General features: G+C 64.0%; 24 protein-coding genes. 13 read left to right on the top strand and 11 right to left on the bottom strand.

The features are described from left to right. Nucleotides 1-2: 2 nt before the first annotated feature. Nucleotides 3-1,073, top strand: a complete 1,071-nt coding sequence (locus ACOZKU_RS06580; protein ID WP_421578169.1) for a DNA topoisomerase IB — start codon at nucleotides 3-5, stop codon at nucleotides 1,071-1,073. Between the two features lie 119 nt (nucleotides 1,074-1,192). Here the strand turns inward: ACOZKU_RS06580 and ACOZKU_RS06575 are convergent, their stop codons facing one another. The 5 genes from ACOZKU_RS06575 to ACOZKU_RS06555 are packed head-to-tail and all read right to left on the bottom strand — an operon-like array spanning nucleotide 1,193 to nucleotide 2,937. Continuing rightward, nucleotides 1,193-1,753 (bottom strand): type 1 glutamine amidotransferase domain-containing protein, encoded by a 561-nt coding sequence (locus tag ACOZKU_RS06575; RefSeq protein ID WP_421578168.1) that lies wholly within the window; start codon nucleotides 1,751-1,753, stop codon nucleotides 1,193-1,195. Nucleotides 1,754-1,764: 11 nt separating this feature from the next. Beyond that, nucleotides 1,765-2,037 (bottom strand): DUF2934 domain-containing protein, encoded by a 273-nt coding sequence (locus tag ACOZKU_RS06570; protein WP_314093313.1) that lies wholly within the window; start codon nucleotides 2,035-2,037, stop codon nucleotides 1,765-1,767. A gap of 31 nt (nucleotides 2,038-2,068) precedes the next feature. Beyond that, complete coding sequence (locus tag ACOZKU_RS06565; protein ID WP_421578190.1) at nucleotides 2,069-2,329, bottom strand: DUF982 domain-containing protein; 261 nt, start codon at nucleotides 2,327-2,329, stop codon at nucleotides 2,069-2,071. 2 nt (nucleotides 2,330-2,331) lie between these two features. Beyond that, complete coding sequence (locus ACOZKU_RS06560) at nucleotides 2,332-2,721, bottom strand: CBS domain-containing protein (RefSeq protein ID WP_314093316.1); 390 nt, start codon at nucleotides 2,719-2,721, stop codon at nucleotides 2,332-2,334. Between the two features lie 12 nt (nucleotides 2,722-2,733). After that, nucleotides 2,734-2,937 carry a hypothetical protein gene (locus tag ACOZKU_RS06555; RefSeq protein ID WP_314093317.1) on the bottom strand — a complete coding sequence of 68 codons (204 nt, stop codon included), beginning with the start codon at nucleotides 2,935-2,937 and terminating at the stop codon, nucleotides 2,734-2,736. Nucleotides 2,938-3,063: 126 nt separating this feature from the next. On the opposite strand from ACOZKU_RS06555, the gene ACOZKU_RS06550 reads away from it, so the two are divergent. From ACOZKU_RS06550 to ACOZKU_RS06530, 5 genes are all read left to right on the top strand, one after another. Further along, on the top strand, nucleotides 3,064-3,846 hold the full coding sequence (locus tag ACOZKU_RS06550; protein ID WP_421578167.1) for an SDR family oxidoreductase: 783 nt from the start codon (nucleotides 3,064-3,066) through the stop codon (nucleotides 3,844-3,846). Between the two features lie 106 nt (nucleotides 3,847-3,952). Further along, the gene (locus ACOZKU_RS06545) at nucleotides 3,953-4,159 is read left to right on the top strand and encodes a hypothetical protein (protein WP_421578166.1); all 207 of its coding nucleotides are present in this window, start codon (nucleotides 3,953-3,955) and stop codon (nucleotides 4,157-4,159) included. Between the two features lie 170 nt (nucleotides 4,160-4,329). Beyond that, a complete protein-coding gene (locus tag ACOZKU_RS06540) occupies nucleotides 4,330-8,076 on the top strand; it encodes a PAS domain S-box protein (RefSeq protein WP_421578165.1) in 3,747 nt (1,248 codons plus the stop codon). 64 nt (nucleotides 8,077-8,140) lie between these two features. Then, nucleotides 8,141-8,332 carry a DUF3008 family protein gene (locus tag ACOZKU_RS06535; protein ID WP_421578164.1) on the top strand — a complete coding sequence of 64 codons (192 nt, stop codon included), beginning with the start codon at nucleotides 8,141-8,143 and terminating at the stop codon, nucleotides 8,330-8,332. A 14-nt stretch (nucleotides 8,333-8,346) separates the two neighbouring features. After that, on the top strand, nucleotides 8,347-8,724 hold the full coding sequence (locus ACOZKU_RS06530; RefSeq protein ID WP_421578163.1) for a response regulator: 378 nt from the start codon (nucleotides 8,347-8,349) through the stop codon (nucleotides 8,722-8,724). A gap of 3 nt (nucleotides 8,725-8,727) precedes the next feature. On the opposite strand, the gene ACOZKU_RS06525 is transcribed toward ACOZKU_RS06530, so the two are convergent. Further along, nucleotides 8,728-10,218: a M81 family metallopeptidase gene (locus ACOZKU_RS06525; protein WP_421578162.1), complete on the bottom strand. Its 1,491-nt coding sequence runs from the start codon at nucleotides 10,216-10,218 to the stop codon at nucleotides 8,728-8,730. A 500-nt stretch (nucleotides 10,219-10,718) separates the two neighbouring features. Here ACOZKU_RS06525 and ACOZKU_RS06520 point away from each other — a divergent pair, with 500 nt between their 5' ends. After that, nucleotides 10,719-11,582, top strand: a complete 864-nt coding sequence (locus tag ACOZKU_RS06520; protein ID WP_421578161.1) for a MurR/RpiR family transcriptional regulator — start codon at nucleotides 10,719-10,721, stop codon at nucleotides 11,580-11,582. A gap of 130 nt (nucleotides 11,583-11,712) precedes the next feature. Next, nucleotides 11,713-12,834 (top strand): PLP-dependent cysteine synthase family protein, encoded by a 1,122-nt coding sequence (locus ACOZKU_RS06515; RefSeq protein ID WP_421578160.1) that lies wholly within the window; start codon nucleotides 11,713-11,715, stop codon nucleotides 12,832-12,834. 1 nt (nucleotide 12,835) lies between these two features. Here ACOZKU_RS06515 and ACOZKU_RS06510 read toward each other — a convergent pair whose 3' ends face one another. Together ACOZKU_RS06510 and ACOZKU_RS06505 are read right to left on the bottom strand one after the other, a co-directional pair. After that, nucleotides 12,836-14,338 carry an amidohydrolase family protein gene (locus ACOZKU_RS06510; RefSeq protein WP_421578159.1) on the bottom strand — a complete coding sequence of 501 codons (1,503 nt, stop codon included), beginning with the start codon at nucleotides 14,336-14,338 and terminating at the stop codon, nucleotides 12,836-12,838. Nucleotides 14,339-14,409: 71 nt separating this feature from the next. Further along, entirely contained in the window at nucleotides 14,410-15,258 is an 849-nt protein-coding gene (locus ACOZKU_RS06505; RefSeq protein ID WP_421578158.1) for a helix-turn-helix domain-containing protein, read from the bottom strand. Nucleotides 15,259-15,389: 131 nt separating this feature from the next. On the opposite strand from ACOZKU_RS06505, the gene ACOZKU_RS06500 reads away from it, so the two are divergent. After that, on the top strand, nucleotides 15,390-16,328 hold the full coding sequence (locus ACOZKU_RS06500; RefSeq protein WP_421578157.1) for a phytanoyl-CoA dioxygenase family protein: 939 nt from the start codon (nucleotides 15,390-15,392) through the stop codon (nucleotides 16,326-16,328). Nucleotides 16,329-16,335: 7 nt separating this feature from the next. Here ACOZKU_RS06500 and ACOZKU_RS06495 read toward each other — a convergent pair whose 3' ends face one another. From ACOZKU_RS06495 to ACOZKU_RS06485, 3 genes are all read right to left on the bottom strand, one after another. Beyond that, nucleotides 16,336-16,623 carry a DUF6522 family protein gene (locus ACOZKU_RS06495; protein WP_314093337.1) on the bottom strand — a complete coding sequence of 96 codons (288 nt, stop codon included), beginning with the start codon at nucleotides 16,621-16,623 and terminating at the stop codon, nucleotides 16,336-16,338. Then, complete coding sequence (locus ACOZKU_RS06490) at nucleotides 16,620-17,087, bottom strand: group III truncated hemoglobin (RefSeq protein ID WP_421578156.1); 468 nt, start codon at nucleotides 17,085-17,087, stop codon at nucleotides 16,620-16,622. Before ACOZKU_RS06490 ends, ACOZKU_RS06495 begins: the two co-directional genes overlap by 4 nt. A 236-nt stretch (nucleotides 17,088-17,323) precedes the next feature. Next, nucleotides 17,324-18,340 (bottom strand): substrate-binding domain-containing protein, encoded by a 1,017-nt coding sequence (locus ACOZKU_RS06485; protein ID WP_421578155.1) that lies wholly within the window; start codon nucleotides 18,338-18,340, stop codon nucleotides 17,324-17,326. Between the two features lie 113 nt (nucleotides 18,341-18,453). On the opposite strand from ACOZKU_RS06485, the gene ACOZKU_RS06480 reads away from it, so the two are divergent. From ACOZKU_RS06480 to ACOZKU_RS06465, 4 genes are all read left to right on the top strand, one after another. Further along, the gene (locus ACOZKU_RS06480) at nucleotides 18,454-18,630 is read left to right on the top strand and encodes a hypothetical protein (RefSeq protein ID WP_421578154.1); all 177 of its coding nucleotides are present in this window, start codon (nucleotides 18,454-18,456) and stop codon (nucleotides 18,628-18,630) included. 128 nt (nucleotides 18,631-18,758) lie between these two features. Next, nucleotides 18,759-19,349 (top strand): DUF4360 domain-containing protein, encoded by a 591-nt coding sequence (locus ACOZKU_RS06475; protein WP_313531953.1) that lies wholly within the window; start codon nucleotides 18,759-18,761, stop codon nucleotides 19,347-19,349. Between the two features lie 77 nt (nucleotides 19,350-19,426). Continuing rightward, nucleotides 19,427-20,821 carry a DUF4360 domain-containing protein gene (locus tag ACOZKU_RS06470; RefSeq protein ID WP_421578153.1) on the top strand — a complete coding sequence of 465 codons (1,395 nt, stop codon included), beginning with the start codon at nucleotides 19,427-19,429 and terminating at the stop codon, nucleotides 20,819-20,821. Nucleotides 20,822-21,049: 228 nt separating this feature from the next. Then, nucleotides 21,050-21,406, top strand: a 357-nt coding sequence (locus ACOZKU_RS06465; protein ID WP_421578152.1) for a MetQ/NlpA family ABC transporter substrate-binding protein, incomplete at its 3' end; no start/stop codon positions are given.

Raw genomic sequence — 21,406 nt, 5'->3', positions numbered from 1 at the left:
CCATGGCACCTGACACGCTTTCGCAAACCGGTCTCGTCTATGTCTCCGACAGCGAACCCGGGATTCGGCGTCAGCGTGCAGGCCGCAGCTTTTGCTACCGTCTGCCGGATGGCGCCCTCGTGCGGGATGCGGCGCTCAAGGCGCGCATCTCGGCGCTGGGCCTGCCGCCGGCCTATGAGAATGTCTGGATCTGCATTCAGGACAACGGTCACCTCCAGGCGACCGGTTACGATGCGCGCGGGCGAAAGCAGTATCGCTACCACGCGGACTGGCAGGCGTTGAAGAGCGGCGACAAGTTCGGCCAGCTCATCGCTTTCGGCCGGGCGCTGCCGAAAATCCGCCGCGCGGTGCGGCGTGATCTGGAGGGTGCGCCCGGCACGGTCGATACGATGCTGGCGGCGATCACCGTGCTGCTCGACGAGGCGCAGCTGCGCGTCGGCAACCGCACCTATGCGGAGGAAAACAAGACCTATGGCGCGACCACGCTGTTGAAGCGCCATGTCACACTGGCCGATGGGCGTATCGAGCTGCGCTTCACCGCCAAGGGCGGCAAGCGCGTGCGCCGCACGCTCAAACATCCGCGCCTGCAGCGTATCCTGGAAGACAGCGCCGATCTGCCGGGCCGGCAGCTCTTCGTCTGGAAGGACGAGACGAACTTGGTGCGCCCGATCGATTCCGGCCGGCTCAACGGCTATCTCGCCCAAATCGCTGGCACCGCTGTGTCGGCCAAGACATTCCGCACCTGGGCGGGAAGCCTCGCTGCCTTCGCCATGGCCCGCCATGCCATCGAAGACGGCGGACGGCCGACGATCAAGGCGATGGCGACCGCCGCCTCCGAAGCTCTGCACAATACGCCGTCCATCGCCCGGTCGAGCTACATCCACCCCGATGTCATCGCGCTCGCCGAGACGCCGGAAATGCTGCAGCGCGCGATGCGCCGCCCGCCGCTCGCCATCAAAGGGCTGCGCGCGGAGGAGGAGCGGCTGCTGCGCTTCCTCGAAAACCGCCGCAATGCCCGGCGCCGCGCAGGCAAAAAAATGCCGGCGGCGCGCGATGCGCAACCGCCGGCCTAAAGCACTTCCGGTGAACACGGGTTCACCGGAAGTGCTTTAGAATCTTGTTTTTACCGCATTATCCGACGCCGAAGCGATGTCGTTCGGCTGGAAATGCTCTAGGCAGGTTATCTGGCGGATCAGGCCGCGCGACGGTCGTGGCGGCCTTCTTCGATCTCTTCCACGATTTTTGCCACGAAGGCGTCGAGATCCTCGGGGGAGCGTGAAGTGATGATGCCCTGGTCTGTCACCACCTTCTCGTCGCGCCATTCGGCGCCGGCATTGATGACATCCGTCTTGATGGAAGGATAGGACGTCGCCTTGCGGCCGCGCAACGCGTCGGCCTCGACCAGCAGCCATGGCGCATGGCAAATCGCCGCGACCACCTTGCCGGAGGCGAGGAAGTCCCGCACGACGCGCATCGCCGTCTCGTCTTTGCGCAGCAGGTCGGGGTTGATCTGGCCGCCAGGCAATACGAGCGCGTCGAAGTCGGTCGTCGAGACATCCGCGGCCGTCAGGTCGACATCGACGGTGTCGCCCCAATCCTTCTTGTCCCAGCTCTTGATCGGGCGCTTTTCGAGCGAGGCGATGGTCACCGCCGCCCCGCGTTTTTTCAACTCCTCGAGGGGTACGCGCAGTTCGGAGCGTTCGTAACCGTCGGTGGCGAGAATGAGGATGCGGGCTTGCTTGATGGAGGGCATGGTCTTTCCTTTCAGATCACTGCGGGGCGCGACAAAGGGCTCTTCGTCTCGCGTTTCGGCCGGGGCTGCCGGGTCGAGGCGACCGCCTTGCGGGTTTCGGCGTCGGCTTCGACCGAATTGCGCTTCGTGAGCAGATGTTCGGGGAGCACGACTTTCTCGAACTCGTCGCGCTCACGCACGGCCTGTTCCCAGTGCTCCCTGTCCTTGCCATGTTGGCGGCCATCGGCCTCCCATAAACTGTAGGCGCGTTTGTTGATCCATTCCTGGCGTTCGTCGTCTTGCACGGTGATATGTCCCTTCGAATGCGGCGACGGTCTATGCCGTCGTCCACGTGTTCACGCTAAAGCCGGCTTCCTTGGCGGCCTCTATGAAGGCCCGGCGGGCAAAGGCCGGGTCGTCGTCGCTGGTCAGCCCCTGCTCGCCAACGCTGGTCGCCATTGAAAGAGCAGGGCCGTCATCGATTGGCCAATGGTTCTTGAGGCACAGAAGCGCGTCCCGCGTGCTGTGCACGCGCAAAACGCGCCCGCCATCCTCGAGGATAACGGCCTCGTCCCACAGCCTGTCCGTCGCGTAGATCGTCATTGTACGCCCTCCACCGCCGGTTCGGCCGGAATATCGACAAGGCTCACGATGCCGACCACGTGCCGCTCATCGTTGACGACCACAAGACGCCGCACCGCGAGATCGCGCATGCGGGCCGCCACGGTGGTCGTTTCGTCATTCTCGTTACAGACCTCAGGCGACACGGTCATGAATTCGGCAAGCCCCGTCGAGGTCGAAAGCCCCTTCGCCAGCACCGAAACAACGATGTCGCGATCGGTGATGATGCCGACGATGGCGCCGACGCCGGGCACCTCCACGGGAAGCGCGCCGACCTCCGTTTCCGCCATCAGACGGGCGGCGGACTGTGCCGTGTCATTGGGCGACGCGGTAACGATCTGGGCGGACATCACGTCCTTCACACGCATCCGATCGCCTCCTCAAAGCCTTCCATTGGACAGGCTGCGGCCGTGGACCGCTGCGGGTACGGCAATCTCGTCGCGTCCCTGGTCGAGCGGGAGGTCTACCTGATGCGGCACGATGACCTGCGGCTCCCAGGAATTGCGGCGCTTGCTGCGGTGGCTGGTGTCGGCATCCGTGTGGGGGGCGGGTTTGCGGGCGAGCGGCTTTTTCTTCTGGCGCACGTAAAACTCCTGCGAACTGGTTTGATGTCTCAGGCAAACGCCGGGGTCGGATCATGGTTCCAAGAAATCTCGGAACAGGACCGCGTACGAAGCATTCCTGCTGGTCTGTGCAACGGAGAAAACGCCATGCTTTTTGCAGGAAAGGTTGCCCTCGTGACGGGGGCCGGGTCCGGGATCGGCAAGGCGACGGCGGAAGCCTTTGCCCGCCATGGTGCGAGCGTCGGCGTGCTGAGCCGCACGGAGGAGGAGGTCGACGCCGTGGTGCGCGACATCCGGGGCCAAGGAGGCGATGCCATCGCGCTGGTCGCCGACATTGCGGACGAGGCCGCGATGCGGGCGGCAGTGGACCGGCTTGTGGGAGCTTTCGGCGCTCTCGACATCGTGATCGCCAATGCCGGCATCAATGGCGTCTGGGCGCCGATCGACGATCTGAAGCCCGCCGAGTGGGATGAGACGATCGCCATAAACTTGCGCGGAACCTATCTGACCCTGCATCTCACCGTGCCGCATCTCAAGGCTGCCGGAGAAGGAAGCATCGTCGTGGTCTCCTCCATCAACGGCACGCGCACCTTCACCACGCCGGGCGCCACCGCCTATTCCGCGACCAAGGCCGCACAGCTTGCCATGGTGCAGCAACTCGCCCTCGAACTCGGCAAGTCGCATATCCGTGTCAACGCCATCTGCCCCGGCGCCATCGAGACCGAGATCGACGACAACACCCGCCAGCGCGGCACGGATGAGGCCGGCATTCCCGTGGTGTGGCCGCAGGGGCAAATCCCGATTTCCGCCGGCGAACCGGGCACGGCAGCGGAAGTCGCCGATGCGATCCTCTTCCTTGCTTCCTCCAAGGCCCGCCACATCACCGGCGTGCCGCTGTGGATCGACGGCGGTCAGGGGCTGCTGCGTTGAGCCCTCGGCAGCGCCTGGAAACCGATGGAATTTGGAGAAGACGGGGAGGATCGGGAACTTATCGACGCCAGCCTCATTCTATCCTGTTGTGTCGAAGGAGGATGCGATGAACGAACAGTCCAATATCCAGCTGCATTTCGATGTGATGAGTTGCCGTGCGATGCTGTCCTGCGAGGGCAGGGATTATGTGCTGCCGGATACCTATCCCACCAAGGAAGCAGCCGCCGCGGCGGCGAAAACCTTCGCCTGGGAGCGGCTGGGCCTGAAAAGCGGCCGTGCAAAACCCTCCGACCTTCCCGTCTTCCAGCGCTAGCGCCGGCTTTAGATATTTGACGTTATCGGTTCCCGCCCTATGTCCGTCGCTGCCGTCAGGTGGCTTCGGCCGGGGCGGGAAAAATTTGATAAGACCGTATCGATGTGATCTTTCGCGGGAAACCGCGCTAAAAGCGATCCCGCGAGATTGGCACATGACAGGGGGTATGAATGCGGGTGGAAGACGGGCTGGAGGAGGCGGTTAATAGCCGTTATCCGTTCCTCAGCGGCGGCGGCGATGCCGCCCGTTTGATTTCCGCCTTCGACTGGACCCGCACCCCAATAGGCCCGATCGACGGCTGGCCGCAGAGCCTCAAGACGACGGTCAGTCTGATGCTGCGCTCTCCGGTGCCGATCGTCCTCCTGTGGGGCGAGGACGGCATCATGATCTACAATGACGCCTATTCCATCTTCGCAGGCGGCCGCCATCCGGAGCTTCTGGGCAGCAAGGTCCGCGAAGGCTGGCCCGAGGTCGCCGATTTCAACGACAATGTCATGAAGGTCGGCCTCGCCGGCGGAACGCTCGCCTACAAGGACCAGGAGCTGACGCTGCTTCGCCATCGCGGCGAGCCCGAGCAGGTCTGGATGAACCTCGATTACTCCCCCGTGCTCGGCGAGGACGGCCGCCCGGCCGGCGTCATTGCCATCGTGGTCGAGACGACCGGCAAGGTGAAGGCGGAAGAGCGGCTGAAATCGGAAGGCGAGCGGCTGCGGATGATGTTCGAGCAGGCGCCCGGTTTCGTCTCGACGCTTGTCGGCCCGGACCATGTTTTCGGCATTGCCAACAACGCCTATCGCCAGCTCGTCGATAACAGGGATATCATCGGAAAGCCTCTGCGCGAGGCGCTGCCGGAGGTGGTGGAACAGGGCTTCGTCGATATTCTCGACCGTGTTCTCGCCACGCGCCGCCCCTATGTGGGCAAAGGCGAGCGCGTGTTGCTGAAGCGCCGCGCCGACATGGCGCCGGATGAGCGGTTTCTGGATTTCATCTACCAGCCGGTCTTCGACGAAAACGGCAGACCGACCGGCGTCTTCGTGCAGGGCCACGATGTGACCGAACAGAAGGCGGCCGAGGATGCGTTGCGCGAGAGCGAGGCCCGGTTCCGCCTTGCCGCGGAAAGCGCGCCGGTCATGCTCTGGATGGGCGACGAAAATGGCAAGTGCGTCTATCTCAATGCGGCCAAGCGCGCCTTCTGGGGTGTCGAGCCGGAGGAGATCGCGGGTTTCGACTGGAACGCCACGGTGCATCCCGATGACCGGCAGGCGCTGGCGCAGGTGTTCGTCGATGCGATGCACCGGCAGGTGCCGTTCGTCGTTGAGGCCCGTTATCGCCGCAAGCTCGGTTGCTATCGCCTGTTGCGCACCGATGCGCAGCCGCGTTTCGGGGCGGGCGGCGAATTTCTCGGCATGATCGGTGTCAATGTCGATGTGACCGAGGTGCGGGCCGAGGAGGTCAGGCGCAATGCGCTGATCGAACTGACGGACCGCTTCAATCAGCTTACCGACCCGGCCGACATCGCCTTTGCTGCAGCCGAAATGCTCGCCAAGGTGCACAATGTCAGCCGCGCCGGCTATGGCACGATCGACCTCGTCGCCGAGACGATCACCATCGAGCGCGACTGGAACGCGCCCGGCGTGAAGACGATTGCCGGCGTGCTGAACTTCCGCGAATACGGCACCTATATCGATGACCTCAAGCGCGGCGAGACTGTCGTCGTGGCGGATGCGGAACAGGATCCCCGCACCAGGGCGACGGCCGAAGCGCTGAAGGCGATCAAGGCGCGCGCCTTCATCAACATGCCGGTGACGGAAGCTTCCGGCCTCGTCGCGCTGCTTTACCTCAACCACGAGGACGTGCGCGAATGGTCGCCGAGCGAACTGGATTTCGTGCGCGACGTCGCGGCCCGCACCCGCAGCGCCGTGGAGCGGCGCAGGGCGGAACAGAAGCTCGAGCAGCTCGCCAATTCGCTGGAGCGGCAGGTCGGTGAACGCACCGCGGAGGTCAACCGCCTCTGGCGCAATGCGCGCGACCTGCTTGTCGTGACCGGCGAGGACGGCACGATCCGCTCCGTCAATCCCGCCTGGTCCGAAGTGCTGGGCTTTCCCGCGCGCGAAAGCGTCGGCAGACGCCTGGCGACATTCGTCCGGCAGGAGGATGCGGCAGAATTTCTGGCCGGCGACCGACGGTTCGGCACGGCCGAGCGGGAGGTGCGCTTTCGGCATGTCGACGGCTCCGTGCGGTGGATTTCCTGGCGCATCTTCGCCGAGGAGGGCCTGACCTTCGCCTATGGCCGCGACGTGACCGGCGAGCGCGAGCAGGCGCGTGCTCTGGCGGAAGCCGAGGAATTGCTGCGCCAGGCACAGAAGATGGAATCCATCGGCCAGCTGACCGGCGGTGTTGCGCACGATTTCAACAACCTGCTTCAGGTCATCTCGGGTAATCTCCAGCTGCTCGGCAAGGACATTGCCGGCAATGCGCGCGCCGAGCAGCGCGTCGCCAATGCCATTGCCGGCGTCAGCCGCGGTTCCAAGCTCGCCAGCCAGCTGCTCGCCTTCGGACGCCGGCAGGCGCTGGAGCCGAAAGTCATCAATATCGGTCGCTTCATCGCCGGGCTGGAGGATCTCCTGCGCCGCACGATCGGCGAGGCGATCGAAATCGAGACGATCCGCTCCGGCGGCCTGTGGAACACTTTCGTCGATCCGCTGCAGATCGAAAATGCCGTGCTCAATCTGGCGATCAACGCCCGCGATGCCATGAAGGGCGTCGGCAAGCTGACCGTCGAGGTCGGCAATGCCTATATCGACGAGGTCTATGCAAGGCAGCATGGCGACATCAAGCCCGGCCAATATGTGCTCGTCGCCGTAACGGATACCGGCGAGGGCATGGCCGCCGACGTCATGGAGCGGGCCTTCGAGCCGTTCTTCTCGACAAAGCCGGCGGGCAAGGGCAGCGGCCTCGGCCTCTCCATGGTCTACGGTTTCGTCAAGCAGTCCGGCGGTCATATCAAGATTTACAGCGAGCCGGGCGAGGGCACGACCGTGCGCATCTATCTGCCGCGCTCGCTGGAAGAGGAGGACCGCCTCGCCGAGGTGGATTTCGGCCCGATCATCGGCGGCACGGAAACGGTGCTCGTCGCGGAAGACGACGACGAGGTACGCGCCACCGTCGTCGAAATGCTCGGCGATCTCGGCTATTCCGTGCTGAAGGCGCGCGATGCGGCCAGTGCGCTTACGGTCATCGAAAGCGGTGTGAGCATCGACCTTCTCTTCACCGATGTCGTGATGCCCGGCCCGCTGCGCAGCCCCGATCTCGCCCGCAAGGCGCGCGAGCGCCTGCCCGGCCTCGCGGTGCTTTTCACCTCGGGATACACGGAAAATTCCATCGTGCATGAGGGGCGGCTCGATGCCGGCGTCGAGCTTCTGCCGAAACCCTATACGCGCGAGGCGCTGGCCCGGAAACTGCGCGCCACGCTCGCCGGCCGCAAGCCGGCTGCGTCCGCGGCGGAAATGCCGCTGTCGCTCCAACCGGAAAACGTGCCCGAACCGGAAACAGTACCCGACAAGCCGCGGCGGCTTAGCATTCTTCTGGTCGAGGACGATTTCCTGATCCGCCTCAATGCCGCCGATCTGGTTCAGGATCTCGGCCATGAGGTGGTCGAGGCGACGACGGCGGAGGAGGCTTTGCTGGTTCTTAAGAGCCGCGCCTTTGACGTGCTCCTGACCGACGTCGGTCTGCCGGGCATGTCGGGCACGGACCTGGCGATCCGTGCCCGCGAGGTGCGACCTGACATCGGCGTGGTCTTCGCCACGGGCCACAGCGACCTGCCGGTTCTTGCCGCCGGCCGCCCCGCCGTCCTGCTGCAGAAGCCTTATGACGCCAGGGAGATCGCAGCGGCACTTGCCGCCGCGGGCGTCTGAGGCTGCGGGAACATTGGGCGGACTCGATGGTTTGAAGGGAATATCGTCAGCAGGAGATCGTCCCATGCCAGCAAAATCCAAAGCGCAGCAGAAGGCTGCCGGCGCCGCGCTCTCGGCAAAACGCGGCGAGACCAAGAAAAGTGAACTGAAAGGTGCCTCCAAGAGTATGGAGAAATCCATGTCGGAGAAAGAGCTGAAGGAAATGGCCGCGACCAAGCGCAAGGGCAAACCCGAGCACGACGCGAAATCGGCGTGAAGCAAGGAGAAGCCATGCGCGTCATGATCGTCGAGGACGAATTCCTCATCGCCAGCCTCCTGGAAAGCGTGGTGCATGAAAACGGCCATGAAACACTCGGCCCGTTTTCGACCGTCGAGCAGGCGCTCGCCTATGCGCCGCGCGCCGACATCGCGCTTGTCGATCTCGGCCTGTCCGACGGCAACAGCGGCCATCTGCTCGCCCGCCGGCTGATCGACCGTTTCGGCATAGACGTCATCTTCGTCACCGGCGATCCCGGCTCACTGCCCTACGGTTTCGACGGCGCGCTTGCGGTGATCGCCAAGCCGTTCCGTGACGAGGAGATCACTCAGGCGCTGCAACGGGCGATCGACAAGCGCAGCCGCTCGGTCGCTCGGCGAGCCGCGACCTAACAATCAGCGCGTCGGGTCGTCCAGGCCCAGCGGGTCGGCGACGCGCGGCCAGAGGCCGGCGCTTGCCTTGCGATAAGCCGTGGTCGCCGGGTCGGTCGGGTAGGACGTCGGGGCGGCGATATAGACGATCTCGGACGCTACGGGCTGGAACCCGGCGTGGAAATGGTTCGTCGATTTCACCAGCAGGAAAGCCTTTTTCGAGAAATCCACACCCTGGTTGAAGAAGATATCCGGCTCGTAGGTTTGGGTACGGCTGGTGATCAGCACGATATCGATCGTCGTGCCGACGGGGCGCACCACGGCCGTGCTGCCGAGCGTCACGCGGCTGTTGCGAAAACTTTGCCAGCCGGCGTCGAAAACATGCTCCACGGTGACGGGCAGGTCCAGCGGCTCGCCGCCTTCGGGACCGGACTTGCCGCCGAAGCGCAGCGCCAGTTCCGCGCCTTCGCCGGCCGCGTGGCAGAAGGAGACGGCAATCGGATCCCAGATCGTCGCGACGGCGACATGCTCGAAGCCGCGCTCGATCATGCGCCGCAGGATAAAGGTCGCGTCCCCCGCGACGCCGCCACCCGGATTGTCCCAGACATCGGCGATGACGACCGGCCTTTGCGGATGCGCCGCGCGGATCGCCAGCGCCTTGTCAAGGCCGGCTTCGGTGTCGAGCATCGGCATCGCGGTCGTCTTGCGCAGGCCGTAAAGTTCGCGGCCGAGCGCCTGTGCCAAGGCATCGCCCTTCGCCTTGTCGCCATCGGTCACGACGACGATGCGGGTGCCCATATCCGGCACATCGCCGGCCATGAAACCGTGGATGACGGAGATAGAGAGAATGCCGTCCTTGCCCTCCATCGCCTTCAGCCGGTCGACGAAGGAGCGCATCGGCTCGCGGCTCGTCGGATAGAGGGTGATCATGCGGCAGTCGAAGGTGGAGACGACGGGGCGGATTTCGCCCTTCAGCGTGCGCAGCGCCAGTTCCACCACATGCTCACCACGCTCCTCGAAATCCGTATGCGGAAATTCGAGGAAGGCCGCCATCAGGTCGAGATTGGCGACGCGCCTGGCGGTGAGATGGCTGTGCGGATCGAACTCGACCGCGATCAGCACCTTCGGCCCCACGAGCGTCCGGATGCGCTCCAGGAAATCGCCCTCGGGATCGTCATAGCCCTGCGCCACCATCGCGCCATGCAGGCCGAGCACGACGGCATCGACCGGCAGCGCGGCGGTGAGCTCGCCGAGGATCTGGTCGCGCAGCGTCTCGTAGGTCCGGCGCTGGATCAGGCCGGCGGGCTCGGCCCAGCACGACGTTCCCTCGATCACCGTAAAACCCTCCGCCCGGCCGCGCCGGCGCAGGATCGGCACGACGGAAGAGCAGAGCGTCGGCGTCTCCGGATGCTCACCCGGCCCTGCATAGAAGGCGGCCTTGAACGAATTCATATCCGTCGGCACGGGCGAGAAGGTGTTGGTTTCCGTCGCAAGCGACGCCGTGAAGATACGCATATTGAAAGGCTCCCGAAGATTTTGGCTCAGAGGCTGTAGTGGTTGTGAAATTCATTTTCTAGCTTTTTGGAAAATCCATAAAAGTCAATTGGTTAGTTATTGTAGCATGGCGCGAGTTTGTGCGTTTATGGAGCCCTCCAAGGGGAATTGGATTTTCACGCTGCCGGAAAAGGCCCGTGATCTAAGTGAGAGAAGAATCCAGTTTTCTATCAGAGTCTTGCACCTGATCCGGCAGGCCTATTCGAGAGCCGTCTAAGCCAGGACTGTGAAAATAATCGCATAAAAAGAGATGCGATTTTCTCGCGTGTTGACCGACATGGCATGTCACGCGCGCATTTCGTCCAAAATTTCTTTGGGAAATGACGTAAAATCCGGCCGTTTCATGCATTTCTCCTCGGCGGTAGTAGTGCTTGAGCGGGCTTGATACGCTTGCCATCCGTGATATTCCTCCCCGCATCAAGAAATTCATTTTCATGATGTGCCCGCGGGAGAGGGAAACGATGGACCTTTTTCACGCGCTGTCGGACGAGGATGGAAAGCTGTCGGGCCTCGATAAACGGTTGGCACAGCTTGCGCTTGATGACGTGGATTTCGTGGTCAATGCCTCGATCGGTAACATGGCCGCGCGGGCCGGCGTCTCGCCGCCCACCATCACCCGCTTCTGCCGAAGGCTCGGCTGCAAGGGTTATCCGGATTTCAAGGTCCAGCTCGCCCGGCTCGCCTATGTCGGGCTGCGCTACGTCAGGCCGGATGTGCCGACCGAAACGCCGGGCGAGGTGGCGGCCGATATCGTCGCCAAGGCGCAGAACGCGCTGTTCCAGCTGCAGCGCCAGTTGGATATCACGGCTCTTGAGGCCGCCGCCCGCCTGCTGCGCGGTGCCGATTTCATCCAGGCCTTCGGTGCAAGCGGCAATTCCGCGATGATTGTCAACGAGCTGCACAACCGGCTTTTCCGCCTGGGATGCCGGATCAATGCCTCGAACGATCACAATATGAATGCGATGCTTTCCACCGCCGCCCAGCCGGGCACGGTGGTGTTCGGCTCGTCCTTCACCGGGCGCGACAGGACGCTCGTGCATTGCCTCGATCTTCTGCGCGAGCGCGGCGTGCCCAGCATCGTCATTACCCAGAGCGGCTCGCCCGTGGCGGCGGCGGCGGATGTCGTGCTTGCCGTCGACCTGCCCGAAGGCCGCAACATCTTCCGCCCCACCGCCACGCGCTACGCCTATCTCGCCGTCATCGACATGCTGGCCAATCTCGTCGCCTATGCCGATCGCAACAGGGCGCTGAAGACGCTGCGCGGCATCAAGCAGGAGCTGGTCAGCCGCCGGGATGGCGACGACCGGCAGCTGCTCGGGGATTGACGCCGCGCGGGCCATCCGCTTCGCACGAACCCTGTTGTTCCCGCGCTCAACACCTTCAAGGTTTCCGCAGGAACCTGTTGATCCCTCATGGAAAATACCGCACGATCCCGTCCTCTGGGAGGAGATCACCATGGACACGACACCGGCCCCTACCGCCGCCGAACCGGCGCCTTTCCTCGATTGCGCAGACCGCGCCTGGGCGCGCCATGCCATCGGCATTCTGGAGGGAGACGCGCGCCGCTCGGCCGATACGCATCTCGTCAATCCGGTGTTCAAGGGCCTCAAGGGCATCTCGATCTATCTCAAGGACGAGAGCACCCATCCGACGGGTAGCCTGAAGCACCGGCTCGCCCGCTCGCTCTTTCTCTACGGCATCTGCAACGGGCGGATCTGCAAGGGCACGACGCTGGTCGAGGCCTCCTCGGGCTCGACGGCGGTGTCGGAGGCCTATTTCGCCAATCTGCTGGAACTGCCCTTCATCGCCGTCATGCCGCGCAGCACCAGCAAGGCGAAGATCGACGTCATCGAGCGCTTCGGCGGACGCTGCGCCTTCGTCGATCGTCCGGCGGAGGTCTATGAAACCGCCGCGCGCATCGCGGCCGAGACGAACGGTCACTATCTCGACCAGTTCACCAATGCCGAGCGTGCCACCGACTGGCGTGGCAACAACAATATCGCCGAGAGCATTTTCGGCCAGATGGAGCGTGAGGCGCATCCGGTGCCGAGCTGGGTCATCATGGGCGCGGGCACGGGCGGCACCTCGGCCACGATCGGCCGCTACATCCGCTATCGCAACCTCTCGACGCGGCTTTGCGTGACCGATGTCGAGAACTCGGTCTTTTATGATGCCTGGAAGGACCGGGACCTCGAAGCCACCTGTACGACGCCGTCACGCATCGAAGGCGTCGGCCGCCCGCGCGTCGAGCCGTCCTTCATCCCGACGGTCATCGACCATATGATCAAGGTGCCGGACGCGGCCTCCATCGCCGCCGCCCATGTCCTGTCCGACCGGCTGTTCCGCCGGGTCGGCGCCTCGACAGGCACCAACTTCTTCGGCCTTCTCTCGATTGCCGAGGGCATGATGAAGGCGGGGCGCGAAGGCTCGCTCGTCACACTGATCTGCGACAGCGGCGACCGCTATGCCGGCACCTATTTCAATGCCGACTGGCTCGCCCAGAACAACATCGACATCGCCCCCTGGTGCAACGCCATCGAGACATTCCTCGACACGGGAACCTTGACGATGCCGTAGGTCACACCTTGCGGCCGACGCGGGGATAGCTCGACGTAAAAATCTGTTCGAGCGGCGGGTGGCCGTAGGTGCGGTCGGGGTAGCGGGTCAGCAGGCCGTCGAACTGGCGCTGCGCGCGCGCCTGTTCTTCGGAGGCATCGAAGCCGGGAATGACGCCATCGACCATGACGAAGCGGCCGTCGATGACGACGGTGCGCACATCGCGTCCGGAGGAGCTCATCATCAGGGTCTGGATCGGATCGATGACATGGCCGATACGGTCATGGCCCATGTCGATGACGATCATGTCGGCTTTCGCGCCCAGCTGGAGACGGCCGAGATCGGGACGGCGCAGCGCATCAGCGCCGCCGAGCGTGGCGGCGTCGAAATAGTGCTCCGAGCGCACGCTTTCGATGGAGGCATCGATGACGCGCGACACCATGATGCCGACCTGCATGTTCAGGATGAAATCCGGCGGCCAGGTGTCGGTGCCGAGCCCGATGCGCACGCCCAGCGCACGGAACTTGCTGAAACTGTCCATGAAGCCGCCGTGGCGGGCCGAGACGATAGGGCAATGCACCAGCGTGGCGCCGGCCTTGGCGAGGATATCGAGGTCGCGCCCCGCTCGCGTCACATTGCGCGTGCCGGCGACGAGTTCGCCATGCGGCAGCAGCATGCGCTGCGAGAGTACGCCGAGGCTGTCGAGCCATTCGAGCGGTGTCGCGTCATGCACATCGACGATGCGGTCGAATTCGAGGTCCGACTGGCAGCAATGCAGGCGCACCGGAATGTCGAGATCGTTGCCGGCGGCGGCGGTGCGGCGCAGGAATTCGGCGGTGCCGGTCTCGATGCGGTCGGGCGCCAGCATCGCGCGCACCAGCGGCGAGGCCATCGCTTCGATGCGTTCGGCAAAGGCGACGGCACCGGCGAGATTGACCAGGCCGCGCTCCTCGTCGAAATAGAAATCGATCTTGCCGTCGTCATCGACGAAGCTGTTGCCGGCGCGATAGGCCGGGCCGAGATAGACGCGCAGGCCGAGATCGTGCGCGGCATGGGCGGCGGCGGAGAATTCGCCGTCAGTCTCCGCCCATTCGCGGTAGAACAGCGAGGCGATCGGCAGCGCCGTCGTCACACCGTTACGGATAAGCTGGGCGAAGGCGTAGCGCTTCTGGAAGGCCAGCTCCTCCGGCGTGTACATCTCGTAGGGGCCGCGATCCATGTAGCTCTTCGGCCAGACGCGGCCGGTGCGCCATCCGGGCTGGTTGTCGAAGGCGAGCACCGTGGTGTCGAGGTCGGACAGCGCGTCGAGATCGATGAAGCCGGGCGAGAGGATGGCATTGCCGCAATCGATGCGGTGCGCCACCTCGCCGGGATAGTCATGACCGACGAAGGTGACCGTATCGCCTTCGAAGACGGCGCAGCCGTCGTCATAGAGCACATGGCGGCCATCCTGGTGGCCGACGACCCAGCGCGCGCTCATCAGGACGGGGCCGGCTAGGCGCCCGGAATGCGGAAGTGTCGTCATGGACTGGTCCCCGATTGTATTGGATTGCGTTTCTTATTGCATACAAGAAAACGATGTCAATCAACCGCGCCTTACCGGAACAGCGCCCGGTAGGCGCGCGGCGACAGGCCGCGCAGGCGGCGGAATTGCCGGTTGAAATTGGCAAGCGAGGCATAGCCGACCTCGGCGGCGATATGCTGGATGGGCTGGTTCGTGCCGGAGAGCCGCGAGCAGGCCTCCCCGACGCGCAGGCCGATCAGATAGTTCGAAACGGTCGATTGCGTGTGCCGGCGAAACAGCCGGTGCAGGCCGGATACGCTGAGCGCGGCGATCTCGGCAAGCTCGTCCATGGGCAGCGGCTGCTGGTAGGCGCGATGCAGATGCTGCAGCACCCGGTCGATGCGCTCGCGGCCGGCCTCGGCCTGGGTGGGAGCGGTGGTGGAAAGCGGCTGGCCGCCGGCCTCCGCCACGCGCAGGAGAATGTCGAGCAGGCCGAACAGGCGCTGCGCGGGCGGGCGGGTATAGATCGCCTCGAAATCGGCGGCCAGACACAGGCCGATCGCCGGGCCGAAGGCAAGCCCGGAAGCGGCGCGGTCGATGAGGCGGCGGATCGGCCGGAGCTCCACCGCTTCGCCGGTCAGCCGCTCGATCCACTCGCGGCCGAACCAGAAGACAAGCGCGACATGCGGCTCTCCCTCACGGATTTTTTCCCGCGAGGCCCAGGTATGCGGCAGGTTCGGGCCGATCAGCACAAGGTCGCCGTCGTCATAGCTGCCGACATGATCGCCGATGAAGCGCTGGCCGCGCGAATTGCGCGTTAGGGTCAGCTCGAATTCGGGATGGTGGTGCCATTCGAAGGGAATGGCCTCGTCGAGCCGTCGATCCAGCCGGCTCCAGGAAGTATCGGGCGAGGAGGGGAGATGTTCCAGATAGGGCCGCATCGTGCACTCTGTGGGATTAAGGCGCCAGAATAGTATCAGAATTGGCCTGATGCCGACAACATGGCGGCGCAGACCGGTCTACTCTTTCCTCATCGCCCGACACCTGAGGACATCAAGAATGGGAGACCTCCATGCAGACCGCCACCACCGCCCCGCGCGACAGCCATCCGACCACCAGCGCTACCACGCAGTTGAAGGATATCGAGAAGACCTTGCCGCTGCGCGTTTTGTCGAGGGAAGACTGGGCGCATTGGACGACCAAGGGCTATGTGATTGTCCGCCAGGCGGTGCCTGCGGCCAATGTGGAGCGGCTTGCCGACCTGCTCTGGCGTTTTGACGAGAAGGACCCGAACGACCCCGCCACGTGGTATGCGCCGCAGCGGCGCGAGCACAGGATGAAGGAGCTGAACGGCACCGGCATGCTGGAGATCTACAATCACCAGTATCTCTGGGACAACCGCATGGAACAGCGCGTCTATGACGCCTTTGTCGATATCTGGGACCGCGAGGACCTGTGGGTGACGATCGACCGCGCCAATCTCAATCCACCGAAGAAGGTCAAGGGCAATCCCAACGGCTTCATCCACTGGGATGTCGATACTTCGATCCGCCCGCTGCCGATCGGCGTGCAGGGCGTTCTGAGCCTGAAGAAGCAGGACGGCGATGTCGGCGGCTTCCAGTGCGTGCCCGACCTCTTCGAACATTTCGAGGGCTGGGAGAAGACCCAGCCCGCCGACCGCGATCCCATGCATCCCGACATGACCGGCCTTTCCACCGTCAATATCGACATGGAGCCGGGCGATCTGATGATCTTCAACTCGCTGCTGGCGCATGGCGTGCGGCCGAACCATTCGCAGACCCGCGTGCGCATGGCGCAGTATATCTCCATGCATCCGGCCGAATGGGACAACGAGCCCGAGCGCACCGAGCGCGTCCGCCTCTGGCGCGAACTCGACCACCCCAAGCGCGACGCCTTCCCCGGCGATCCGCGCGACTGGGAAAAGCACAACGCGCAGACGGCGAAGCTGTCGCCGCTTGGCGAGCGGCTTTTGGGTCTCCGGCCCTGGTAGCGGGAGCCTATCGGGCTTTCTTCGGCGGTGCGGCGGGAAGGACGTCGAGCCGCTGATCGTCGACGCTGCCGTCGGCTTCGACGATCGCCTGCCAGCGCCGGTTGCCGCAGCGGACGGACAGCCGCCAGCGGCCCTCATCCTCACCTTCGCCACGCTCGACGCGGGAGGAGACGAGGCCCCGGCGCATCATGTCGCGGAAGGTTTCGATCGGCCAGCCGAAACGCGCGGCGAGCATGTCCGCCGGCAGCAGGAATTCGCCGTTTTCATCCCGCGCGAGGGTGAGAGGGGCTGTCATGACAACGCCTCCCGCGAGATCGGCAGGACCTGCATGGAATCCTCGCCGCGATGGAACGCGATGGCGAGGCGGAAGGAGTGCGCGATGCGCAGCGCCCGGTTGAGGAAGAGATCGGCGACCTCGGGCGGGCAGAGCCGTTCGACGGTCAAGCGAAACAGCGAAAGCCAGCGCTGGAAATGCGCCTCGCCGAGCTCGGGAATGGAAAGATGCGGCGGCAGCGGGCGGCCCTCGTAGCGGCCAGTGCGCAGCAGCGTCGCAGACCAGAAAGCGCACATCTTTTCCAGATGCAACGGCCAGTCCTTAGCCGCGATGATGCCGTTGAAAACGGGGCCGAGCACCGCATCCTTGCGGATCTCGTCGTAAAAACCGTGCACGACGGCGTGGATCATCGCCTCGTCGAGCACCTCGGGCAGCAGCTTGCCATCGATGACGATGCTGCGTTCGGGCGCGGGCCGGCCTTTCATGGGCGCACCTCAGGCATGGTCCAGTCCTTCCATCAGGCCGCGACGGCATCGGGCCGCGCGCGGTTGCGGGCCATATCGGCGAGTGAGCGATTGAGCCCCGGCGCGGAAATGCCACTTTTAGCGCAAGTCGCGCGGCGCGGAAAAGCGCCAAGGCGTCGCAGCTGGTCATTACGTCTAGAGCATTTCCAGCCGAAGCGAAGTCGCTTCGGCGTCGGATAATGCGGCAAAACAAAAGTCTAGGGGCGCACAGTCTTGCGCCAGGCGACCTGTGCCGGCAAGCGCTTGATCGAGGTCGGCTCCGGATCGTCCCGCTCGATAATGCCGACGATATGATCGGCGATCTCGTCCACCGGCTGGCGGAAGGTGGTGAGGTTGTAGCCGAGCCAGCCCGCCTGCGGAATGTCGTCGAAGCCGATGACGCAGAGATCCTCGGGAATACCAAGCCGGAACTCCTGACGCGCGACGTCCATGAAGCCGAGGGCGAGAAGGTCCGTGGCGCAGAACACGCCGTCCGGCCGGGTGGAGGCGCCGAGCAGTTGCCGCGCACCCTCCGCACCCGTGGCATAGCCTGTCGGACCGGCGCGGCCGATCCTGACGCCGGTGCCGAGCTCGGCCGCTGCCGCCAGGAAAGAGCACTCGCGTGCCAGAATGCTTGGCGTGGCCGCGGTCGAGGTGACCAGGGCAAGCTGCCGGCAGCCGGCGCGGTGCAGCATCAGGCAGGCCTCGCGCGCCGCCGCCTCGTTTTCCACCAGCACGCATTCGGGCCCCTCGACCAGGTCGTCGCGGTTGATGAGGAGGACGCGCTGGCCGTTTTCGATGCAGGTCTCGATGAGCGATACCGGCGGCATGCCGGAGACGACCACAGTGGCGTCGGCGCGATAGTTCAGGGTCTGGCGCAGCGCCGCCGCGACATTGTCGTGTTGGCCGGCTGTGTTCAGCACCATCACGACCTTGCCGATTGCCTGCAGCTTGCGCGTAACTGTCTCCACGACATTCGCCTGGAAGGGTGATTCCAGTTCCGCGACGATCAGGCAGACGATGCCGGAACGATGGTGGATGAGCCCGCGCGCGAGATGGTTGACGTGATAGCCGAGCTTTTCCGCCGCCGCGAGCACCTTGACGCGTGTCGCCGGCGACACGCTGGCGCCGTCGGTGAAGGTGCGCGACACCGCCGAGCGGGACACACCGGCAAGTTCGGCGACGCGCAAGGCGCTGACCGAGGATTTTTTCAGTTTGCCCCGCAGCGTCGACACGTCGGCCTTCTCCCATGAATTCGTCGCAGGCAATCGGCGCGGCCGATCACGCTTTTTCCCGGAAAACAGGGGATTCGGCAAGGGTTTATGGAAGGAAAGCGACAGGCTAAATAATGGATTTTGTTCATAATTGTGCACGCCTGTGCGTGATTGTGGACAGGCCCGCGGATATCGTGGCGCATCGCTTTTTCGATGCGGAAAAAACCCGCTTCTGCCGAAAAAAGATGCAGGAAAGCGCGCATTGGTTGTTGCGTCCGCGCAGCGAACAACCCGATCCGTCAAATGCTTAATATAATCTTTACCATCCGTTTATATCCCTTTGGGTGAACTCGCCCTGAATGATCCGCTCAGGCACGGTTCAGGGTGCATGTCCGAATATGCAACGCAGAAGCCGCTGTGGCTTGCGAGAGGAAGAATCATGAAGATTATTGGTGCTATGATCGGCGTTCTCGGCTTTGCAGCCGTTGCCCATGCAGATGACATTTCGCTCGGCGTGCCGGGCTACGGCGGCAGCGGCTGCCCGTCCAACAGCGTCTCGGCGACGCTCAGCCCCGATTCCAAGTCGCTCAGCCTGCTGTTCGACGAATATATCGTCCAGGCCGGCGGTGACACCGGCAAGTCGCTGGACCGCAAGACCTGCAACGTCGCGATCCCGGTTCACGTGCCGCAGGGCCGCAGCGTCTCGGTTCTGGCCATCGACTATCGCGGCTTCAACCAGCTGCCGCGCGGCGCCCGTTCGCAGTTCAGCGTGGAATATTTCTTCGCCGGCTCGCGTGGCCCGTCCTTTGCCAAGACCTTCACCGGTCCGAAGGAAGCCGACTATCTGATCACCAACAAGCTGGTCGCCGACGCCCTCGTCTGGTCGCCCTGCGGCCAGGACGTCAACCTGCGCACCAACTCCTCGATCCGCGTCTCGACGACGCGCAACCAGGAAGCCATGGCAACGGTCGATACGCAGGACGTCAAAGCTGCGATCATCTACCAGCTGCAGTGGCGCAAGTGCCGCTAAGCCGTTAAGAACGGACTGCGCAAATCGGGGCGGCCCGCGGGCCGCTCCCTTGTAAATCACTAAGACCGGGTGAAGTTTTGACGGTTCTGAAACATGCCAATCGTGCCCTGATCCTGACGGGCCTCGTGCTCGCGGCGGGTTCCGCCCAGGCTGCCAACGGCTGTGCGCCGGGCACCTTTTCCACGACCCTGTCGCCGGACAGGAATTCAACCAGCTTCCTTTTCGATTCCCTCTTCGCCATCAGCGACCGCACGCAGGGTCCGGGTCGCACGACCTGCTCGCTCTCCGCGCCGGTCACGCAGGCCAAGGGATACTCGGTCTTCTCCGTCGATTATCGCGGCTTCGTCACGAAGACCGGCGACCAGACGGTGACGCTCGACGGCGGCAAGAAGGGCGATCGCGTTCGCCTCTACAATCCCGATGGCGAGGTTTCCGAGGATTACGAAATCAACCGGCGCATGGGCACCGTCGATTCTGAGACGCTCGACCTCTCGATCCTGCTGACGGCGGAAGGACAGGACGGTGATCTCGACGCCGCGCAGATCTTCCTGGATACGCTCGACGTCTCCCGCATCGGCTTCACCACCCGCGAATCCGTCAAGGGTTCGCTTGATGGCCTTGCCGAGCAGCGCCGCTCGCTTCTGGCCGGCGTCGATACCGTGGCCGGCCGCATTCTCGGCCTGACCGATCCCTTTGCCGGCGACGACTATATCTCCGCCTTTGCCGGCACCGAGGGCATGGTGGGCTTCAATGCGCGCTGGAACGCGACGGACGAGATCACCCTGATGGGCGGCCTGGCCGGCTACGATGCGCGTCATACCGGCACCGATGCCGACAATATGCTGATCGCTGCCGCCTCCGCGCGTTATGCCGTGCCGCTCGACGACGGCTGGAAGGCCTTCGGCGAAATCGGCATCTGGGGTTCGCCGGATGTCGAGGCGAAATATACGCGCGACTATATCAATGCCGGCAAGCTCGTTTCCCGCACGAACGAGGCCTCCGGTTCGCTGATCGGCGGTCATGTACGCGTCGGCATCGCCTATGCGCCGGATACGCAGAACGAGTTCACCGCAGCCCTCCGACTGTCCCGCTCGGCGCTCGATGTCGCCTCCTATGCGGAAACGCCCGACGCCGACAATCTGTTTGCCGCCGCCCTTTCCGGCAAGAACACCGTGGCCGACACCGCCGACGTCACCGTCATGTGGACGCATGCGCTCAATCCGACGGTCGACTACTCGCTCTTCGCCACCGCCGGCCAGACCTTCGGCAATAGCGACGCCGTCAAGGCGAACGTCGACTGGGTGGGCCAGGCGACGGGCGGCTGGGAAGCGCGCCGCTTCGGCTCGGTGGGCGCTCGCGTCGGCTGGAAGTTCCACGAGAACTGGGCGGTCGATACCCGCGCCAGCCTGACGGTCGCCGAAGAACGCAAGCCGCGCTGGAATGCCGGCCTGCAACTCAAGGCGAGTTTCTGATCTGAAACAGGGAGCGGCCAAAGGGCCGCTCTCTTCGTTTTGAGTACTTCATAAAATCAGTAGAAATTATTTTCTCGTTCTCCGGCCATTCCGGAGAGCGAAAGTTCCCGTTCGCCCTGCCTGATAAATCGCCATTCGTTGTTCACGAAAGCGACATTTGCGATTTTGCTCCACAGAAACCGGGTCGGTTTCGAGCGTCGATCCTCCCAATCGCGAAAGCAGGCCATCATGTTGAATATCATTAAAAACCGTCTCTCCCGCCGCGTCGCGCTCGCCGCACTCGCTGCTGCCGCCGTGTCTGTCTCGGTCCTCTCCGTTTCCGGCCCCGCCGTTGCAGAAGACAAGAAGGACCTGAAGGTCGGCATCATCTCCGGCGAGGATGAGGATGTCTGGCGCGTCGTCACCGCCGAGGCCGCCAAGAAGGGCCTGACCATCGAGACCGTCGTCTTCAACGACTACACCCAGCCGAACGAAGCGCTGGAGCGCGGCGAAATCGACGCCAACGCCTTCCAGCACCTGCCGTATCTGGAAAACCAGATCAAGACGAACGGCTACAAGATCGTGCCCGTCGGCTATACCGGCGTC

It is taken from the genome of Shinella sp. M31 (genome assembly GCF_049199205.1).
Classification (GTDB): domain Bacteria; phylum Pseudomonadota; class Alphaproteobacteria; order Rhizobiales; family Rhizobiaceae; genus Shinella.
The sequence above is the reverse complement of the archived record's forward strand: the minus strand, read 5'-3'. Positions and strand labels throughout refer to the sequence as shown.